The organism is Enterobacter sp. C3_dUdeg (assembly GCF_057536195.1).
In genome coordinates this window covers 947,707-965,797 of the sequence record NZ_BAAKFX010000001.1, presented here as the reverse complement: position 1 = coordinate 965,797, position 18,091 = coordinate 947,707, and the positions used below count along the sequence as shown (strand labels likewise).

The window sequence follows — 18,091 nt, the reverse complement described above, 5'->3', positions numbered from 1 at the left end:
GATGTTACAGGTTAACGAACTGAATCAGTATTACGGCGGCAGCCATATCCTGCGCGGCGTGAGTTTTGAGGCCGTCACCGGAGAAGTCACCTGCCTGCTGGGGCGCAACGGCGTCGGGAAAACCACGCTGCTGAAGTGTCTGATGGGGCTGATCCCGGCGAAAACCGGAGAGGTTATCTGGCAGGGTAAAAAAATCACCCACAGCAAGCCGCACCAGCGGGTGCACTCTGGCGTGGCGTACGTCCCGCAGGGCCGCGAGATTTTCCCGCGCCTGACCGTGGAAGAGAATCTTCTGCTCGGGCTGTCGCGTTTTTCCGCCCGCGAGGCGAAGCAGGTTCCGGATGAGATCTGGCAGCTGTTTCCGGTGCTTAAAGAGATGAAGCACCGCCGCGGGGGCGATCTCTCCGGTGGACAGCAGCAGCAGCTGGCGATTGGTCGCGCGCTGGCGAGCCGTCCGCAGCTGTTGATTCTGGATGAGCCGACCGAAGGCATACAGCCATCGGTGATTAAAGAGATTGGACAGGTGATCCGCACCCTGGCGAACCGAGGCGACATGGCGATCCTGCTGGTCGAACAATTTTACGACTTTGCCGCCGAGCTGGCCGACAGCTATCTGCTGATGTCGCGCGGCACCATTATCCAGCGCGGCCGGGGTGAAAACATGGAGCAGGAGGGCGTTCGCGGATTGGTTGCGATTTAAAATGTTATAATATAACATCCGCATTCTTATAAAACGGAATGAGGGTGTTATGTTGGCTGCACATTTTGGGAAATTTGCCATGACTCTGGGGGCGCTGCTGGTCAGCGGCCAGCTGTTTGCTCACTCGCACGGCCATCAGATGACCGAAGCGGAACAGAGGGCGGCGAACGGCGTGTTTGAGGATAAGGACGTGAAGGACAGAGCGCTGTCTGACTGGGACGGAACCTGGCAGTCGGTCTATCCGTTCCTGCTGGACGGTTCGCTGGATCCGGTGTTTAAACAGAAAGTGCAGAAAGACAAAAGCAAAACCTTTGACGAGGTGAAAGCGTACTACCGCAAGGGCTATGCGACGGACGTGGATGCTATCGGCATCGAAAACAACGTGATGGAATTTCATAAGGGCAAAGCGGTCAGCCGCTGTCAGTATGATTACAGCGGCTACAAAATACTGACCTACGCATCGGGAAAAAAAGGCGTTCGCTACCTGTTTGAGTGTAAGGATGCCGGCAGCAAGGCACCGAAGTTTGTTCAGTTCAGCGACCACACCATCGCACCGAAGGCCTCTTCGCACTTCCACATTTTCATGGGCAACACCTCCCACGAGGCGCTGCTGAAAGAGATGGATAACTGGCCGACCTATTATCCGAATGAGATGTACAAAGAGCAGGTGGTAGAGGAAATGCTGCACCACTGATGCTTTATTGCCGGGTGGCGGCTACGCCTCACCCGGCCTGGAAGCGCTACGCCACGTTGGGCGTTTCACACCACGCCTTCACGCTCATCCCACGCAAAATCATCAGCCACGCAATAACGATGGCGACCATCATGATGACAAATAGCGACCAGTGCGGCAGGTTGGTCAGGATAATACCGGTGATCATCGGGTTTGCCGCCGCGCCGAGCCAGCCCAGCGCCTGCGCGGAAAAATAGCTCGCCTTCATCCCGGGCGGGGCAATGTTGTCGATCAGCATGTATTCGCCCGGTGCATAGATAATCTCACCCAGGGTAAAAATGGCGGCAGCGATGCCCCAGTAGACCAGGTTTTCCCCGGAGAGCATAAAGCCACCCAGTCCCACGATAAAAAACAGGGTGGCGAGGGTCATCAGCGGGCGAATATTGCTGGCCGAGATCTTGCGGCCCAGCGCATATTGCAGCGTCACCACCACGGCGGCGTTGACGGGCAATACCACGGCGACCACCTTTTCGGCGAAATTACTGTCTGCATGCGCGGCCAGAACGTATTGCGAAATACAGGTCGCGAACGATCCGCCGACGTATGACGCCAGCAGGCCAGAGAGCGTGTACCAGAACAGCGCGCGGTCTTTCAGCAATACCGACGGCTGCCAGGGCATCTTCTCCTCGGCGGTATCCAGCGCAACGCTTTTCTGCACGAAGAAATGGATGAATCCGAGCGGCAGCGCCGCGCAGAAGGCCGCCAGCCAGAACGGCAGCTGCAGGCTGTACATCACCAGCAGGGTGCCAATCGGCGGCCCGATCGTCCAGCCAATGTTCAGAAAGCTGTAGTTAAGCGAGAAAACGCGCGCTTTCTGGCTTGCGGTGAGCACGTCGGAGAACCAGGCCTTCAGCACCGTCGAAAAGACGGAATAGGCGCAGTTGATCAGCGCAAAGAACAGCACCACCAGCGTGACGTTATCGACCAGCGGGATCGCGACAAACCCCGCGATAAAGGCCACGATCGCAATCAGCATGTAGCGCTTTTTATCAAACTTATCGGCCAGAATGCCAAATCCCAGGCTGAACACCACGCCGATAGTCAGCGCAATCGTCAGGGCATAACCAATATTCTCGACGCTCATGCTGTAGACGCGCGTGAGATAAATGGTCATGAACGGCAGCGTTGCTCCCCGACCGATGGTTAATAACAATGACGACGCCAGCAGCGCTGCGGTTGAGCGCCTGAGAGATGGTTTCATATTCCTGCCCGACAGTTGCTTATGCTTTTTTTAGACGTGTGTTAACAGGATTACCATGACATAAGGGGCTTGTATAGCACCTAATTTATCCGTAAGTGCTTCGCCTGACTGCCATAATTAATGATCTTCTCGCCGCGCGCTTTTTTCTGTTACCTTGAACTGTTAACAAATAATTAATAATTCAGGGGCAGGGTATGACGCGTAAAGACGGACTGCTGGCGTTGCTGGTGGTCGTAGTATGGGGGCTCAATTTTGTGGTCATCAAGCTGGGGTTGCACAACATGCCGCCGCTGATGCTGGCCGGTTTACGTTTTTTGCTGGTCGCGTTCCCGGCGCTCTTTTTCGTCGCCCGTCCGAAGATCCCGTTAAAGCTGCTGCTGGGCTATGGCCTGACCATCAGCTTTGGCCAGTTCGCGTTTCTCTTCTGCGCCATCAAGTTCGGGATGCCGGCCGGTCTGGCCTCGCTGGTGCTGCAGGCGCAGGCGTTCTTTACCATCATTCTCGGCGCCTTCGTGTTTGGCGAACGTTTACAGGGCAAACAGCTGGCGGGCATTACGCTGGCGGTGTTTGGCGTGCTGGTGCTTATTGAAGCCAGCCTGAACGGCCAGGATGTGGCGCTGCTCGGCTTTATGCTGACGCTGGCGGCGGGGCTGAGCTGGGCCTGCGGGAATATTTTCAACAAGCTGATTATGCAGCACGAGGCGCGCCCGGCGGTGATGTCCCTGGTTGTCTGGAGCGCTCTGATCCCGATAATCCCGTTTCTGGCGGCGTCGTTTATTCTGGATGGTCCGGATGTAATGCTGAACAGTCTGGTCGAGATCGATCTGACCACAATCCTTTCTCTTGTCTATCTGGCCTTTGTCGCCACCATTGTGGGCTACGGGATTTGGGGATCGCTGCTGGGGCGTTATGAAACCTGGCGCGTGGCGCCGTTATCCCTGCTGGTGCCGGTGGTGGGGCTTGCCAGTGCGGCACTCTTGCTGGATGAAACGCTGAGCGCGCTGCAGCTGTTTGGCGCCGTGCTGATCATGGCCGGGCTGTACATTAACGTGTTTGGTCTGCGGGTTCGTCGGGCGACGCGGGTAAGCGAAAAGGCATAAAAAAAGCCCCGCGTCTGCGGGGCAAAAACGAATCAGAGGCCGTGCTGATTATAATAAGGCACGCCTAATTCGTCGGATTTGTCGCTACCAGCACCCATATGGTTGAAATCATAAGGCGACTGGTCATGTGCTGACGGCAAAATCATCGTATCAGGATTATTTTGCTGCGTTGCACGAGGGGTTTGCTCCGCGAAGGTCTGGCTGGAGAACAGCACCAGCAAGGCGAGGGCGGCGGAGGCGGTAACTTTCATGATTTCCTCGGTTACGTCTTTACAGGCGATGATTAACTACAGTGTTTTAACGGATACAGGTATCGGGATTCGCCCGGCACGCTGGTGATTCGGTACTTATGAGGCGGCACGTCAAAATAGTTCTTGAACGTACGCGTCAGGGTCTGTTGCGATTCAAATCCGTAACGCTCCGCCAGATAAAGGATCGGCTCATTGCTTTCTTTCAGTTTCTGGGCAATTTCCGTCAGCTTGCGGCTGCGAATGTATTGACCTAATGAATGACCGGTCTCTTTTTTGAACATCCGTTGCAGGTGCCATTTGGAGTAACCTGAACGCTCTGACACTTTTTCAAGGGAGAGCGGCGATTCCAGGTTATCTTCGATCCAGTCCAAAATGCTATGAATGGTGATAGCGTCAGTATTGCGTCTGGACATCGTCATACCTCTTTTTCTGTTTACGGCAGTATTTTTTTGAGCAGAAGCTCAAGGGTTGCCACTTCATCTGCCGTTAAGTTTTTTGTTAGTTCCTGATGCAGTGTTTGTCCTACTAATTGATGACATTGCTCGCACATGGCCGCGCCATCGCTGGTCAGCTTCACCAGTACGCCGCGTTTGTCATTCGGGTTAGGGCTTCGTTCTATCCATCCTTTGCAGACGAGACGATCCAGCATGCGGGTTAACGCGCCCAGATCGACAGAGAGCACCTTTTTAAGCTCAACCGGTGTAATACACACTTCGCAGCGAATGGAACACAGCACTTTGAACTGTGTTGCGGTGATATCCAGCGGTGACAGATAGTCGTTGAGCAGGCGATCTTTTTTCTGATTTACCATATGAATAAGACGACCCAGCGGAACAACGTCGTTAAAGATATCACTGGTGCTTTTCACAATGGTTGCCCTGGCAAGTAGTTAGTCACGGCAGATATTATTGCTCAGGCAAGTATAAGTCAACTGAATGAGTCAGCCGATGCCACGAATTGCTAAAACGTTTCATGAACTTTTTTTGAGGTCTTTCAAATCATATAGATAACTGTGAGTTATCTTTCCAGGATGGACATAATCGTTGCGTTGCGCCCATGGCTCAATGTCACACTTTCACCCTATAATTGCTGTGTTAAATATGGATAAGGACGACAACGCACTATGTTGGATTTAATAAAAGCAATCAGCCTTGGGCTGGTGGTCTTGCTGCCGTTGGCTAACCCGTTAACGACGGTGGCGCTGTTCCTCGGGCTGGCAGGGAATATGAACAGCGCCGAGCGCAACCATCAGTCGATGATGGCCTCGGTGTATGTGTTTGCCATCATGATGGTGGCTTACTACGCCGGACAGGTGGTGATGAACACCTTCGGGATTTCCATCCCCGGCCTGCGTATCGCCGGGGGGCTGATTGTGGCCTTTATCGGTTTCCGCATGCTGTTCCCGGCGCAAAAAGCGCATGAGTCGCCGGAAGCGGCCAGCAAATCGGAAGAGCTGGAAACCGAGCCGAGTGCCAATATCGCCTTTGTGCCGATTGCCATGCCGAGCACGGCGGGGCCGGGTACGATCGCGATGATCATCAGCTCCGCCTCAACGGTGCGTGACAGCGCAACCTTCCCGGACTGGGTGCTGACGGTTGCGCCACCGCTGATTTTTGCGATTATCGGGGTTATCGTGTGGGCGTCGCTGCGCAGTTCTGGGGCCATTATGCGCTGGGTAGGCAAGGGCGGTATCGAGGCGATTTCCCGTCTGATGGGCTTCCTGCTGGTCTGTATGGGCGTGCAGTTTATTATTAACGGCGTGCTGGAAATTATTAAGACCTATCATTGATGTGATTGCCGGGTAAGGCGAAGCCGCCGCCCGGCAAGAAGGCTTACCCGTGCTGACCCTGTTCCTCCAGCGCCACCGGCCATTTACGGAAGATGAGCACTGACCAGACCAGCGCCACCAGGGCCGGAATGGCGCCCAGATAGCCAATCGCCGACATCGATACGTGCAGTATTACCTGATTTCCCACCAGCGCGCCCGCGCCAATCCCCAGATTGAAAATCCCTGAGAACAGCGACATGGCGACGTCCGTTGCATCCGGCGCCAGGGCCAGGACCTTCACCTGCATGCCCAGACCAATAATCATGATCGCCACGCCCCAGCACAGGCTGAGGATCGCCAGATGGCTTTCACTGCCTGCGGCAGGCATCAGCAGCAGCAGGCAGGCCAGCAGCAGACCGATAGCGCAGCTCACCAGCGTTGACGCATGCCGGTTACCCAGCTTACCGAACAGCACGCTGCCAATAATGCCCGCTCCGCCGAGGATCAACAGCAGGACGGTGGCAAAGTTGGCGCTAAAGCCCGCCACCACCTGCACAAAGGGTTCAATGTAGCTGTACGCCGTGTAATGGGCCGTCACCACAATGACGGTAAGCAGGTAGATACCCAGCAGCGCCGGGCGACGCATCAGCAGCGGCAGGCTTTTCAGCGAGCCGGAATGTTCGCTCGGCAGCGCGGGCAGCAGCTTAATCAGGCATACCAGCGTAACCAGCGCGCCCATACCAATGGCGAAGAACGTCGTACGCCAGCCGAAGTATTGCCCTACGATGCGGCCAATCGGCAGACCCAGCACCATCGCCAGTGCGGTACCGGTGGCAATCAGGCTCAGCGCCTGGGCGCGTTTACCCGCTGGCGCGAGTCGAATAGCCAGCGACGCGGTGATCGACCAGAACACCGCATGGGCAAAGGCAATGCCGATGCGGCTAATGACCAGCACCGTAAAATTCCACGCCATAAACGACAGGACATGGCTGGTGATGAACAGCACAAACAGGCCGATCAGCAGCCTGCGCCGCTCCATCTGGCTGGTCAGCAGCATAAACGGCAAGGACATCAGCGCCACAACCCAGGCGTAGATGGTCAACATAATGCCCACCTGCGCCGTTTCCATCTGGAAACTTTCAGCGATGTCAGACAACAGCCCAACCGGAACAAATTCTGTGGTGTTAAAAATAAACGCGGCAATGGCCAGCGTGACCACGCGTAGCCACGCAACCCTGCGGGAAACTGTGTTCGTTGTCATAGGGATGTCGGAGATTCGTTGCTGAAAAGAAGAGGAGACGATCTTAAAACGTCGAACGGCGAAAACTCAATCATTATGTGACGCAGATCTCGATATTTACCTTATGAAAGCGGTAGCCGGGAACGCCGTTTTCATTGAATATAAAAGAACAACACAATAAAAACAGGCGGTAAGACAATGCAGGAGATTGATTTTTATCTGGTAGATGCGTTCAGCGACACCTCGTTTGGCGGCAATCCGGCCGCCGTTTGCCCGCTCAAGGAATGGTTACCCGATGAGACCTTGCTGAAAATGGCGCAGCAGCATAATCAGTCGGAAACGGCTTTTTTCGTCTGCAGTAAAGGGGGCATTGAGCTACGCTGGTTTACCACGCTCACCGAAGTCAATCTCTGCGGCCACGCTACGCTGGCGGCCGCGCACGTGCTGTTTACCGAGCTGGATTACCCGGATTCGCGGATCCACTTTGAAACCGCCTCTGGCCGCCTCACCGTCAGCCGGGAGGGGGAGTGGATGACGCTGGACTTCCCTGCATGCCCAACCCATCAGGAGACACCCCCGCCGGAGATGCTCTCGGCGCTGGGTATCAGCCGCTACGTTGAAGCCCGTAAAGGGCGCGCATGGCTGATCGTTCTGGAAAATCGCCAGCAGGTTGAAGCGCTTGCGCCGCGCTTCTCGGCGATGACGCCGGGCGAGCATAAGGTGAGCGTTACGGCGCGCGGTGAGGGGAAATATTATTTTGTCAGCCGCTTTTTCTCACCGGGCGTTTCCGTCCCGGAAGACCCGGTCACCGGCTCCGCGCACACCATGCTGATCCCTTACTGGAGCGAAAAGCTGGGCAAAACCACGATGTTCGCCCGTCAGGTTTCAGCGCGCGGCGGCGATGTGGGCTGTGAGCTGAAAGGTTCGCGCGTGCTGATGAGCGGGCAGGCCACGCTTTATCTGAAAGGCACAGTTTTTCTGCGCTAAAAACCCATAACAAGAGAGGAAGAGACAATGCAGGAAATTGATTTTTATCTGGTGGATGCCTTCAGCGATAAAACCTTTGGCGGCAACGCCGCAGCGGTATGTCCTCTGGAAGAGTGGTTGCCGGACGAAACGCTGCTCAAAATGGCGCAACAGCATAACCAGTCTGAGACCGCCTTTTTCGTGCGCACCGACGGCGGGTTTGAGCTGCGCTGGTTCACCACGCTGGATGAAATTAACCTGTGCGGTCACGCCACGCTTGCCGCATCTCACGTCATTTTCGAATACCTTGATTATCCGCATACCGAAATCACCTTCACCACGCGCTTCGTGGGCGAGCTGACCGTCAAGCGCAGCGGCGACTGGCTGACGCTGAACTTCCCCGCGTGGTCGACGGAGGTTGTCGAGAACCCACCTGAAGTGCTGTTTAGCGCGCTGGGCATCACGGCGGCAAAAGAGGTGCGCGTCGGACGCGATTACATGGTGGTGCTGGAGAGCCAGCAGCAGGTGGAAGCGTTAACGCCGGATATTGGGGCCATGCTTCCGCTGGATAAAATGGTCTGCGTGACGGCGCCGGGAGAAGAATATGACTTCGTCAGCCGCTTCTTCTGCCCTGGCGAAGGGGTGCCGGAAGATCCCGTCACCGGATCCGCCCACAGCATGCTGATCCCTTACTGGAGCGAAAAGCTGGGCAAAATGTCACTCAATGCCCGCCAGGTGTCATACCGTGGCGGGGATCTGCGCTGCGAGCTGAAGGGCGACCGCGTGCTGATTGGCGGCCAGGCTACGCTGTACCTGAAAGGGCGAATCTTCCTGCGCTAGCCGAGTGACGCGCTATAAGTTAATACTATGAACCACCCCGGCAGGCCTGAGCTATGTTGATATAAAAACAGCAAGGAGCCTGCCATGTATTCCATTACCTCTGAATCTGCACGTCATCCGGACATTCTCAACCTGATCGCGGCGCTTGACCGCTACCAGAGCGAACTCTATCCCGCCGAAAGCAACCATCTGCTCGACCTGTCCGCGCTGCCTGAAGCCTCGCTGATCCTGATGGTCATTCGTGACCAGCAGCTGCACGCCGTAGGCTGCGGAGCCATCGTGCTCAACGGCGACGGAACGGGGGAGATGAAGCGGGTCTATATCGATCCGGCCCATCGCGGGCAGCATCTCGGCGAGACGCTGCTGGCCGCCCTGGAAGATGAGGCCCTGAGCCGCCATTGCCACACGGTAAGGCTGGAGACGGGCATCAAACAGCGCGCCGCGGTTCGCCTGTACGAGCAGTGCGGGTACGATTTGCGTCCGGCGTTTGCCCCGTACGCTGACGATCCGCTCAGCCTGTTTATGGAGAAGGCGCTGGTTGAAGACGTTCGTTTAGCAGCGCTATAAAAGCTTCCAGCTGGCGGGTCATCGCCCCGCGCCGCCACACCAGCCAGGTTGTAAGCCAGCGCCAGTTTTCCGCCAGCGGCCAGGCTTCAACCTGATGATGTCCCGGCATACTCTCCAGCATCGAGCGCGGCATCAGCGCGATGCCCGCGCCCGCAATGACGCAGGCGAGCATGCCGTGATAGGACTCCATCTCATGAATGCGGCCGGGCGTGGCTCTGTCCGCATGAAACCAGCTTTCCAGATGTCGACGGTACGAGCAGTTCGCGCGAAAAGCGTAAACGTCGCTGCCGCTAACCTGTGTGGCGCGGGCGACCTCCGCGTGCCCGGCTGGCGTGACCAGCATCATCTCTTCCCGGTAGACCGGCATCCCCTCCAGCTCCGGGTGCGACAGCGGCCCGTCGACAAAGGCGGCGCTGAGGGTTCCCTCCAGCACGCCATCAATCATCGTCCCGGATGGCCCGGTAGAAAGGGCAAACTGGATGCGCGGATAGCGCTGGTTAAACTGCGCCAGCGTTTCGGGAATGCGCACCGCGGCGGTGCTTTCCAGCGCGCCGAGGGCAAATAGCCCCTGCGGCTCATCACCCGCGACGACCATGCGCGCCTCATCCACCAGGGCGAGGATCTGCCTGCTGTAGCGCAGGAAGTTATGTCCGGCGGGAGATAGGCGCAAACGCTGGTTCTCACGAATAAACAGCTCAACGCCAAGATCGGCTTCCAGCTGGCGGATGCGGGTCGTCAGGTTAGACGGCACGCGATGCACCTTCTGCGCCGCCTGGGTGATGCTGCCCGTCAGCGCGACGGCGTTAAACATTTCAAGCTGGGTTAAGTCCATGGCATTCTCGTTTCGTGAATAAGGTGGTTAGTATTATTCATTTTTAAGAAATAGCAGAGTGAGCCACAATGAATCAACCAAAATGCGTGGAGAACATCATGAAATATTCATCTGCTACACATGCCTTGTCCGTTAACCCGGCAACGGGGGAAACTCTCGCTGCTTATCCCTGGGCGACGGCGGAAGAGGTTGACCGCGCGATTGCTCAGTCTGACGCGGGGTATCGCCAGTGGCGACGCGAAAGCGTGTCCCACCGGGCGCAGAAGCTCCTGGATCTCGGCGCCGCGCTGCGAAACCGCGCGGAAGAGATGGCGCAGACGATCTCCCGTGAAATGGGGAAACCCATCCTGCAGGCGCGGGCGGAAGTGGCAAAATCCGCCGGTCTGTGCGACTGGTATGCCGGGCACGGCCCGGCGATGCTGCGTGCGGAACCCACGCTGGTGGAAAACCACAGCGCGGTTATTGAATATCGTCCTCTGGGGCCGATTCTCGCGGTGATGCCCTGGAACTTCCCGCTCTGGCAGGTGCTGCGCGGCGCGGTGCCCATTCTGCTGGCAGGTAACAGCTATCTGCTTAAGCATGCGCCAAACGTGCTCGGCTCTGCGGAACTTATTGGGCAGATCTTTGCAGATGCCGGTTTCCCTGAAGGCGTATTCGGCTGGGTGAACGCCACCAATGACGGCGTAAGCCAGGCGATTAACGATCGCCGTATTGCGGCGGTGACCGTCACCGGCAGCGTGCGTGCCGGTGCGGCTATTGGCGCGCAGGCAGGAGCCGCGCTGAAAAAATGCGTTCTTGAGCTGGGCGGCTCCGACCCGTTTATCGTCCTTAACGATGCCGACCTGGATCTCGCCGTGAAGGCGGCGGTGGCGGGTCGCTACCAGAATACCGGGCAGGTGTGCGCGGCGGCCAAACGTTTTATCGTCGAGGAGGGTATCGCAGAGACCTTTACCCGGCGTTTTGTCGAGGCCGTCTCTGCGCTGAAACTCGGCGCACCGGATCGGGAAGAGAACTTTATTGGCCCGATGGCGCGTTATGACCTGCGCGATGAGTTGCATCAGCAGGTGCAGGCCACCCTGGCCGAAGGGGCAACGCTGCTGCTGGGCGGAGAGAAAATCAGCGGAGAGGGCAATTACTACGCGCCAACCGTGCTGACCAACGTCACCCCGTCGATGACGGCGTTCCGCCAGGAACTGTTTGGTCCGGTCGCGGCCGTGACTGTAGCAAAAGACTCGGAGCACGCCCTGGCGCTTGCCAACGACAGCGACTTTGGCCTGTCCGCCACCGTCTTTACCGCTGACGCGGCGCTTGCGGATAAATTCTCCCGCGAACTGGAGTGCGGCGGGGTGTTTATCAACGGCTTTAGCGCCAGCGACGCGCGCGTGGCCTTCGGCGGCGTGAAGAAAAGCGGCTTTGGCCGGGAGCTTTCCCACTTTGGTTTGCACGAGTTCTGCAACGTGCAGACGGTATGGAAGGATCGCGTGTAATTTATTGCCCGCCTGTGATTACGGCCCTCATCACGAGGGCCGTTGTCATTTATCTGCAATGGTTCTGTCATTTTCATTTCGTAGACTCGCTCGCGTCTAACGCATTGTTAATGAAGATAATTATGAACCTAACGCAAATTTTTCGCCGTATTGCGCAGCGTCTCACCCCTCGTCACTTTGGCCTGCTGACGGGTATCTTTTGTATTATTGGCCTTTTCTCCGCGCTGCAGCTCTCCTCCTCATTTCTGCTTAACGCCTCCCTGAACGACGCCCAGCGCAACGAGCAGCAAAACCTGCTGGCCTGGCAGCAGCAGAGCAAGCTGGATCTGGCCCGCGTTTCCCTGCTGGCGGCAAGCGACCTGCTTAACCGCTCCGGCGTCTGGTTTATGCAGGATAAAGAGACCGGCTCCGACGGGAGCTGGCACAGCCTGATGGATGATGCGCAAAAGGCGCTGGCGGTTTCTCAGCAGGCGTGGAAGGCCTGGCTGGCGCTCAATCCGCCGAAAGACGATGCCCTGGTGAACAGCTATCAGCTTTTCTACGGCGCGATCAACGAGCAGGCTGAAGGTTTGATTAAGACCAACACCATCGACGCGTTTTTTGCCGTACCGGCTCAGGCGTTTCAGTCTGATTTTAACGACAACTATGCGCGCTATCAGCAGGCAAGCGAGAAGCAGGCCATGCAGGGGCGTCAGAGCCTAATGGCGCAGCTCTCCGGCCTGCAAACGTTGTTCCTGTTTGCGCCGGTGCTGCTGCTCGCCATCGCGGTTGTCGTCTGGTTCGGCATGTCCAGATGGGTGATTACGCCGCTGCGTCGGTTGATTGCGCATATTAACCGGCTGGCGGCAGGGGATCTCTCCGGCACGCCGCCGACCGTCATGCGCTTTAACCGGGAGATAGGTCAGCTTAGCGACAGTATTGCGACGATGCAGCACGGTCTGCAGCAGCTGGTGACGCAGGTCAGCCATGCCACCGCGACGATGGTGGAGAACATTGACTCCCTTGCGCAGGGTAACCAGAAGCTGTATCAGCAGTCAGCGCGCCAGGCGAAAGAGCTTGAGGATGTGACGGCGCATATCGCGGCGCTGGAAAGCCATGTGGAAGGGAATACCGGCTATGCCAGGCTCGCCAGCTCGCGGGCCGATGAGGCGCGTCAGGCGGCCGTGGGCGGCGACCGGATGATGTCTACCGTGAATGCGTCCATGCAGGCGATCGTCGACCGATCTTCTGAGATGCGCGGGATCGTGGCGATGATCGACAGCGTGGCGTTTCAGACCAACATCCTGGCGCTGAATGCCGCCATCGAGGCGGCCCATGCCGGAAACCAGGGGCGCGGCTTTGCCGTCGTCGCCCGGGAAGTCGGGCTTTTGGCCAGAAAAAGCAGCCACTCGACGCAGACCATTCAGGAGCTGATCAACCGCTCGCTGCAGGGCATTGAAGACGGTTCCCGCGCCGTTACCCTGATGGAAGAGAATCTGCAGCAGGTCACCGGCCTGGTGGGCAATTTAAGCAGTTTGCTTAATGAGATCTCAACCGCCACGCTCAGCCAGGGAGACAGTATTCACCAGATGACGCGCCAGCTTCAGGCGCTGAATCAGGTCTCCCGGCAGACGGACCTGCTGGTCTCAGACGCCTCGGATGCCTCTGAGCGGCTGCAAAAGCAATCCGATCTTTTATTGCAGGCCGTTTCGCGTTTTCGTCTTAGCGTCTGACGCAATACATAAGCCTCTGTTATACTCGCAGCCCGTTTTAGCCTGAGGGCAAGGAGCAAAGTGTGGCTGCGGTCATCCATAATGAGATGTTGGACGAGATTCTGGCGCAGGTTCGTCCGTTAATTGGAAAGGGGAAGGTTGCCGACTATATTCCGGCCCTTGCCTCGGTGAGCGGGAACAAGCTGGGGATTGCTATCTGTACCATTGACGGACAGCGATACCAGGCAGGCGATGCGGCTGAGCGTTTTTCCATTCAGTCCATTTCGAAAGTGCTGAGTCTGGTTGCGGCGATGCGCCAGTATGAAGAAGAAGAGATCTGGCAGCGTGTCGGTAAAGATCCTTCCGGCCAGCCTTTTAACTCGCTGCTTCAGCTCGAGATTGAGCAGGGTAAACCGCGAAATCCCTTTATCAATGCCGGGGCGCTGGTGGTCTGCGATATGCTGCAAAGTCGCCTCAGCGCACCGCGCCAGCGAATGCTGGAGATTGTTCGCCAGCTCTCGGGCGTTGACGACATTGCCTATGATGCAGTGGTGGCTCGCTCGGAGTTTGAACACTCCGCCCGTAACGCGGCTATCGCATGGCTGATGAAATCCTTCGGTAATTTCCACAACGACGTGGCGACCGTGCTGCAAAACTACTTCCATTACTGCGCCCTGAAAATGAGCTGCGTTGAGCTGGCCCAGACGTTCCTGTTCCTTGCGCACCAGGGGCACGCGCCGCATCTCGATCAGGAGGTGGTTTCTCCGCTTCAGGCCCGGCAGGTTAACGCGCTGATGGCCACCAGCGGGATGTATCAAAACGCCGGCGAGTTTGCCTGGCGCGTTGGGCTTCCGGCTAAATCGGGCGTTGGCGGCGGGGTCGTGGCGATTGTGCCGCATGAAATGGCGATAGCCGTCTGGAGCCCGGAACTGGATGAAACGGGAAATTCCCTTGCCGGCGTGGCGGTTCTGGAGAAACTTACCCAGCGCCTGGGACGTTCCGTATACTGATGTCCGATCTGGATCCTCTCTTTTCCCGCCTGGCGCGATCGACATTTCGCTCGCGCTTTCGCCTGGGCGATAAGGAACGACAGTACTGCTGGGACAAAGGCCCCGAAACCATTGATCGGCACGCCGCGGATTTTGTCGAAAAGCGCCTTGCGCCCGCGCACCCCGCCAACGACGGTAAACAGACGCCCATGCGCGGTCACCCGGTGTTTATCGCCCAGCATGCCACCGCTACCTGTTGTCGGGGCTGTCTGGCAAAATGGCATAACATTCCACAGGGCGTAACGCTCACGGCGCAGCAACAAAATTATATCGTCAGCGTCATCCACCACTGGCTGGTGCTGCAGATGAACGCCTAAATTTGACGAGTTATGCTCCCGTGGTATTTGTGTTATAGATGCATCCCAAGTTAGTCCCGATCATGCTGACGACCGCAATAATTGCCATAAGCTTTCATATGGAATGATATTTAATGCGTTCTGCTCTTACCGCTTTCAGGCCGTTCCAGATTGATACCCCGCTGCGAAATGCAGCGACGATCTTCATCCTCACCACTTTATTCTATTTTGTGGGCGCGGAATTACGGCTCGTTGAGGCCCTGTCGCTGTTCTGGCCGCTAAATGGCGTCATGGCAGGGATTTTCGCCCGCTATGTTTACCTGAATCGCCTGCATTACTACGCGGTATGTTATGTCGCGATGCTGTTGTACGACGCGGTAACGACCAACTGGGGTATGGCCTCCGTGGTGATCAACCTGTCAAACATGATCTTTATCGTCGTCGTCGCCGTGCTGGTTCAGCGCGACAAGCGGCTGATGAAGAAAACCCCCGATCCGCTTAACGCGCTACGCCTGTTTAACTACTGTCTGATTGCCGCGCTGCTTTGCGCCTTGCTCGGCGCGGTAGGGTCGGTCGGGATTGACAGTCATACTTTCTGGCCGCTATTTGCCGACTGGTTTAGCGAGCAGTTCTCAACCGGCGTGCTTGTTGTGCCCTGTATGCTCACGTTGCGTATGCCCGGGCGTGAACTCAGGCTCCGTCTGGAGCAGCTGCTGCCGGTAATTGCGCTGATCGTCTCGGTGATCGCGTCGGTGGTGATTGGCGGAGCGGGGAGCCTCTCGTTTCCTCTGCCTGCGCTTATCTGGTGTGCGGTTCGCTACTCGTTGCCTGCGACCTGTCTGCTGACGTTTATCACGGGGGCCACTGAAATCATTCTGGTCGCCAACTCGATCATTAATATTGCCGTGGCGACGCCGTTTACGACGCCAATGATGTTTTCAGCCCGGCTGGGGATCGCCACGATGGCGATCTGCCCGGTGATGGTTTCCGTCAGCATGGCGGCGATTAATTCCCTGATCCGTCAGGTTTCGCTGAGGGCGGATTATGACTTTTTAACGCACGTCTACTCGCGTTCCGGGCTTTACGAGGCGTTAAAGCATGAAGAGACGTACCGGCACACGCGTTTTCTGACCGTCATGCTGCTGGATATTGATTACTTTAAAAGCATTAATGATAACTACGGCCACGAGTGCGGAGACCGCGTGCTGGCGTCGTTTGCCCGACAGGTTCAGCAGGTGGTTGGCGAAAACGGCATGGTGGCGCGCATGGGCGGGGAAGAGTTCGCCGTGGTGGTCAATTCAGGCGACGCGCAGCACGGTTTTGAACTGGCTGAACGTATCCGATCCACCGTTGCCGGCCATCCTTTTACATGGCGTCACCAGACGCTCTATCTGACGGTCAGCATTGGCCTCGGCAGCGGAAAGGCCGAGTCCTGGCAGCTGACCGAGGTCTTCAACAAGCTCATGGCCGAAGCGGACGATCATCTCTATCGTTCCAAAAAAGCGGGTCGAAACCGTACCAGCGCTCGGGTGGCGGACGAGCAGATTGCCGCGCCCTCCGGGAGTGAAACATAGCTGCGTTAATCGTCATAAGGCATTGACGTGAATAGTAAGCGGCTTAACAGGATGTCAGAACACTGACAATGTCTCTGTTTAAGCTACGCTTTTAGTAACGCTTTACGTCAGGAGACATTATGAAAGCACCTGCAACCCCTGAAAATGAAACAGACAGACTCAACTCGCTACGAGAATCAGGTCTGCTTGAGATCGACAGTTCCCCGGCGTTTGACCGCTTAACGCGTCTGGCAAAACGCTTCTTCCAGGTGCCGCTGGCGATGGTCAATCTCATTGATGAGCATTCGCTAATCGTGAAGTCGGCTGACGGTCAGGCGCCCGGCAGCGTTCCGCGTAATATCTCATTTTGCGGGCATACGATCCTCACCGAAGCGCCGCTGGTGGTGGGGGATATGCTTCAGGACGATCGCTTTGCGGATAACCCACTGGTGGCCGGTGAGCCTCGCGTGCGTTTTTACGCGGGCTTCCCGCTGCGCCTGCGCGACGGCGCAAGCGTTGGCTCGCTGTGCCTAATTGATTACGCCCCCCGCGAGTTTTCTGCCGCCGACCTCGCCGTGCTGGGGGACCTTGGCGCGCTGGCGGAAGACGAATTTGCTGCCATCAGCGCGGCGACCACGGATGAATTAACCGGGTTATTCAACCGTCGGGGCTTTAATCAGCTCGTGCGGTTCACGCTTTCCGTTGCCCGGCGTCGCGCTGAGCCGCTCACGCTCGGCTGGCTGGATTTGGATCGCTTTAAGGAAATTAACGATCGCTTCGGGCATGAAGAGGGGGATAAGGCGCTGAAAGCGATGGCGCAGCTGATGCGCGCCTCTTTCCGCGAAGCGGATCTGCTGGTTCGTTTTGGCGGGGACGAGTTCGCCGTGCTGTTCGCGGATACGGATGAGCAGGGCGCCTGGATTGCCATGCAGTATCTTGCCGAGCAGGTAGAAAACTATAACGCCCGCAAGCTACATCCCTGGTCGCTCCATTTCTCGTGGGGGCTCAGTGAATTCGATCATAACGGCAACGACCTGCAGCAGTGGTTAAAAGAGGCCGATGAAAAGATGTATGCCATGAAACAGCAGCGACAGCGCTCCCGGTAACATAACAAAAGCGTATGTCCGATCCGTTTGCGTTAAGAAGATGTTAAATGCACAGTGACGGTATTCAACGTAAGGAAAAACAATGAATACCTCACTGCAAATCAAAAACCTCACCCGAGACGACATTCTCACCCATCTTGATGCGCTGGCCGGGATCCTCGAAAACTGTGTGAACGGCGGGGCATCCGTCAGCTTTATGCTTCCCTTTAGTCTGGATAAGGCTCGTTCGTTCTGGCGCGGCATCGCTGAAAGCGTAGGGCGCAACGAGCGTCTGGTGCTGGCCTGTGTCGACCCGCAGGACGGCGTCATCGGTACGGTGCAGCTGATCGTCGACCAGCCGGAAAACCAGCCGCATCGCGCCGATGTGGCGAAGCTGCTGGTTCACGAGAAAGCCCGCCGCAAAGGTGCCGCGATGGCCTTGATGGAAGCGCTTGAAGCGGAGGCCCGGGCCAGAGATATTTCGGTTCTGGTGCTCGATACCTCCACCGGCAGCGGCGCCGAGACGTTCTACCAGCGTGCCGGCTGGCAAAAGGTGGGGGAGATCCCGCGCTATGCCCTGATGCCGGACGGCGCCATGACGGCCACGTCCGTGTTCTATAAGTTCTTATGATTATTTTGTACAACTACGCTGTGGATTGATCAAAACAGGGTTTCTGGTCGTTAAGTTTTGATAAGTTATCGTACCAATCTTATCAGGCTGTATGACTAATC

At 57.0% G+C, this 18,091-nt stretch carries 20 protein-coding genes; 14 read left to right on the top strand and 6 right to left on the bottom strand.

Going from position 1 to position 18,091, the window contains the following annotated elements; genetic code table 11:
* The first annotated feature begins 1 nt into the window (after position 1).
* Positions 2-700 carry an urea ABC transporter ATP-binding subunit UrtE gene (urtE, locus tag AC27FC_RS04510; protein ID WP_087822571.1) on the top strand — a complete coding sequence of 233 codons (699 nt, stop codon included), beginning with the start codon at positions 2-4 and terminating at the stop codon, positions 698-700.
* A 52-nt stretch (positions 701-752) separates the two neighbouring features.
* The gene (gene zinT / locus AC27FC_RS04505; RefSeq protein WP_196354799.1) at positions 753-1,394 is read left to right on the top strand and encodes a metal-binding protein ZinT; all 642 of its coding nucleotides are present in this window, start codon (positions 753-755) and stop codon (positions 1,392-1,394) included.
* Between the two features lie 46 nt (positions 1,395-1,440).
* On the opposite strand, the gene ydeE is transcribed toward zinT, so the two are convergent.
* Complete coding sequence (gene ydeE, locus AC27FC_RS04500; RefSeq protein ID WP_047060864.1) at positions 1,441-2,634, bottom strand: efflux MFS transporter YdeE; 1,194 nt, start codon at positions 2,632-2,634, stop codon at positions 1,441-1,443.
* A 194-nt stretch (positions 2,635-2,828) separates the two neighbouring features.
* Between ydeE and eamA the strand changes: the two genes are divergently transcribed.
* Positions 2,829-3,734 (top strand): O-acetylserine/cysteine exporter, encoded by a 906-nt coding sequence (gene eamA / locus AC27FC_RS04495; protein WP_033145532.1) that lies wholly within the window; start codon positions 2,829-2,831, stop codon positions 3,732-3,734.
* Positions 3,735-3,766: 32 nt separating this feature from the next.
* Here the strand turns inward: eamA and marB are convergent, their stop codons facing one another.
* The 3 genes from marB to marR are packed head-to-tail and all read right to left on the bottom strand — an operon-like array spanning position 3,767 to position 4,853.
* The gene (marB, locus tag AC27FC_RS04490; RefSeq protein WP_029741246.1) at positions 3,767-3,985 is read right to left on the bottom strand and encodes a multiple antibiotic resistance protein MarB; all 219 of its coding nucleotides are present in this window, start codon (positions 3,983-3,985) and stop codon (positions 3,767-3,769) included.
* Between the two features lie 32 nt (positions 3,986-4,017).
* A complete protein-coding gene (gene marA / locus AC27FC_RS04485; RefSeq protein WP_008502237.1) occupies positions 4,018-4,398 on the bottom strand; it encodes an MDR efflux pump AcrAB transcriptional activator MarA in 381 nt (126 codons plus the stop codon).
* Positions 4,399-4,418: 20 nt separating this feature from the next.
* The gene (marR, locus tag AC27FC_RS04480) at positions 4,419-4,853 is read right to left on the bottom strand and encodes a multiple antibiotic resistance transcriptional regulator MarR (RefSeq protein WP_008502236.1); all 435 of its coding nucleotides are present in this window, start codon (positions 4,851-4,853) and stop codon (positions 4,419-4,421) included.
* 255 nt (positions 4,854-5,108) lie between these two features.
* Between marR and AC27FC_RS04475 the strand changes: the two genes are divergently transcribed.
* Entirely contained in the window at positions 5,109-5,774 is a 666-nt protein-coding gene (locus AC27FC_RS04475; RefSeq protein ID WP_023311775.1) for a MarC family NAAT transporter, read from the top strand.
* 43 nt (positions 5,775-5,817) lie between these two features.
* Here the strand turns inward: AC27FC_RS04475 and AC27FC_RS04470 are convergent, their stop codons facing one another.
* Positions 5,818-7,014 carry a sugar transporter gene (locus tag AC27FC_RS04470; protein ID WP_196354397.1) on the bottom strand — a complete coding sequence of 399 codons (1,197 nt, stop codon included), beginning with the start codon at positions 7,012-7,014 and terminating at the stop codon, positions 5,818-5,820.
* A gap of 177 nt (positions 7,015-7,191) precedes the next feature.
* Here AC27FC_RS04470 and AC27FC_RS04465 point away from each other — a divergent pair, with 177 nt between their 5' ends.
* From AC27FC_RS04465 to AC27FC_RS04455, 3 genes are all read left to right on the top strand, one after another.
* Positions 7,192-7,980: a PhzF family phenazine biosynthesis protein gene (locus AC27FC_RS04465; protein ID WP_196354396.1), complete on the top strand. Its 789-nt coding sequence runs from the start codon at positions 7,192-7,194 to the stop codon at positions 7,978-7,980.
* 27 nt (positions 7,981-8,007) lie between these two features.
* Positions 8,008-8,799: a PhzF family phenazine biosynthesis protein gene (locus tag AC27FC_RS04460; protein WP_196354395.1), complete on the top strand. Its 792-nt coding sequence runs from the start codon at positions 8,008-8,010 to the stop codon at positions 8,797-8,799.
* An 84-nt stretch (positions 8,800-8,883) separates the two neighbouring features.
* Complete coding sequence (locus tag AC27FC_RS04455) at positions 8,884-9,366, top strand: GNAT family N-acetyltransferase (protein WP_029741250.1); 483 nt, start codon at positions 8,884-8,886, stop codon at positions 9,364-9,366.
* On the opposite strand, the gene ptrR is transcribed toward AC27FC_RS04455, so the two are convergent.
* Positions 9,320-10,198 carry a putrescine utilization regulator PtrR gene (gene ptrR / locus AC27FC_RS04450; protein ID WP_033145537.1) on the bottom strand — a complete coding sequence of 293 codons (879 nt, stop codon included), beginning with the start codon at positions 10,196-10,198 and terminating at the stop codon, positions 9,320-9,322. The two genes, AC27FC_RS04455 and ptrR, sit on opposite strands and share 47 nt — an antisense overlap.
* A gap of 98 nt (positions 10,199-10,296) precedes the next feature.
* Between ptrR and sad the strand changes: the two genes are divergently transcribed.
* From sad to AC27FC_RS04415, 7 genes are all read left to right on the top strand, one after another.
* Positions 10,297-11,685, top strand: coding sequence for a succinate-semialdehyde dehydrogenase (sad, locus tag AC27FC_RS04445; protein WP_196354394.1), 1,389 nt, complete (start codon positions 10,297-10,299; stop codon positions 11,683-11,685).
* Between the two features lie 122 nt (positions 11,686-11,807).
* Positions 11,808-13,397, top strand: coding sequence for a methyl-accepting chemotaxis protein (locus AC27FC_RS04440; RefSeq protein ID WP_196354392.1), 1,590 nt, complete (start codon positions 11,808-11,810; stop codon positions 13,395-13,397).
* A 62-nt stretch (positions 13,398-13,459) separates the two neighbouring features.
* On the top strand, positions 13,460-14,386 hold the full coding sequence (gene glsB, locus AC27FC_RS04435) for a glutaminase B (protein WP_033145540.1): 927 nt from the start codon (positions 13,460-13,462) through the stop codon (positions 14,384-14,386).
* On the top strand, positions 14,386-14,742 hold the full coding sequence (locus tag AC27FC_RS04430) for a DUF4186 domain-containing protein (protein WP_045354969.1): 357 nt from the start codon (positions 14,386-14,388) through the stop codon (positions 14,740-14,742). The genes glsB and AC27FC_RS04430 overlap by 1 nt, the downstream gene beginning before the upstream one ends.
* 113 nt (positions 14,743-14,855) lie before the next feature.
* Positions 14,856-16,295, top strand: a complete 1,440-nt coding sequence (locus tag AC27FC_RS04425) for a sensor domain-containing diguanylate cyclase (protein ID WP_196354390.1) — start codon at positions 14,856-14,858, stop codon at positions 16,293-16,295.
* 119 nt (positions 16,296-16,414) lie between these two features.
* Positions 16,415-17,380 (top strand): sensor domain-containing diguanylate cyclase, encoded by a 966-nt coding sequence (locus tag AC27FC_RS04420; RefSeq protein ID WP_039262472.1) that lies wholly within the window; start codon positions 16,415-16,417, stop codon positions 17,378-17,380.
* Positions 17,381-17,462: 82 nt separating this feature from the next.
* On the top strand, positions 17,463-17,990 hold the full coding sequence (locus tag AC27FC_RS04415; protein WP_033145544.1) for a GNAT family N-acetyltransferase: 528 nt from the start codon (positions 17,463-17,465) through the stop codon (positions 17,988-17,990).
* Positions 17,991-18,091: the final 101 nt, after the last annotated feature.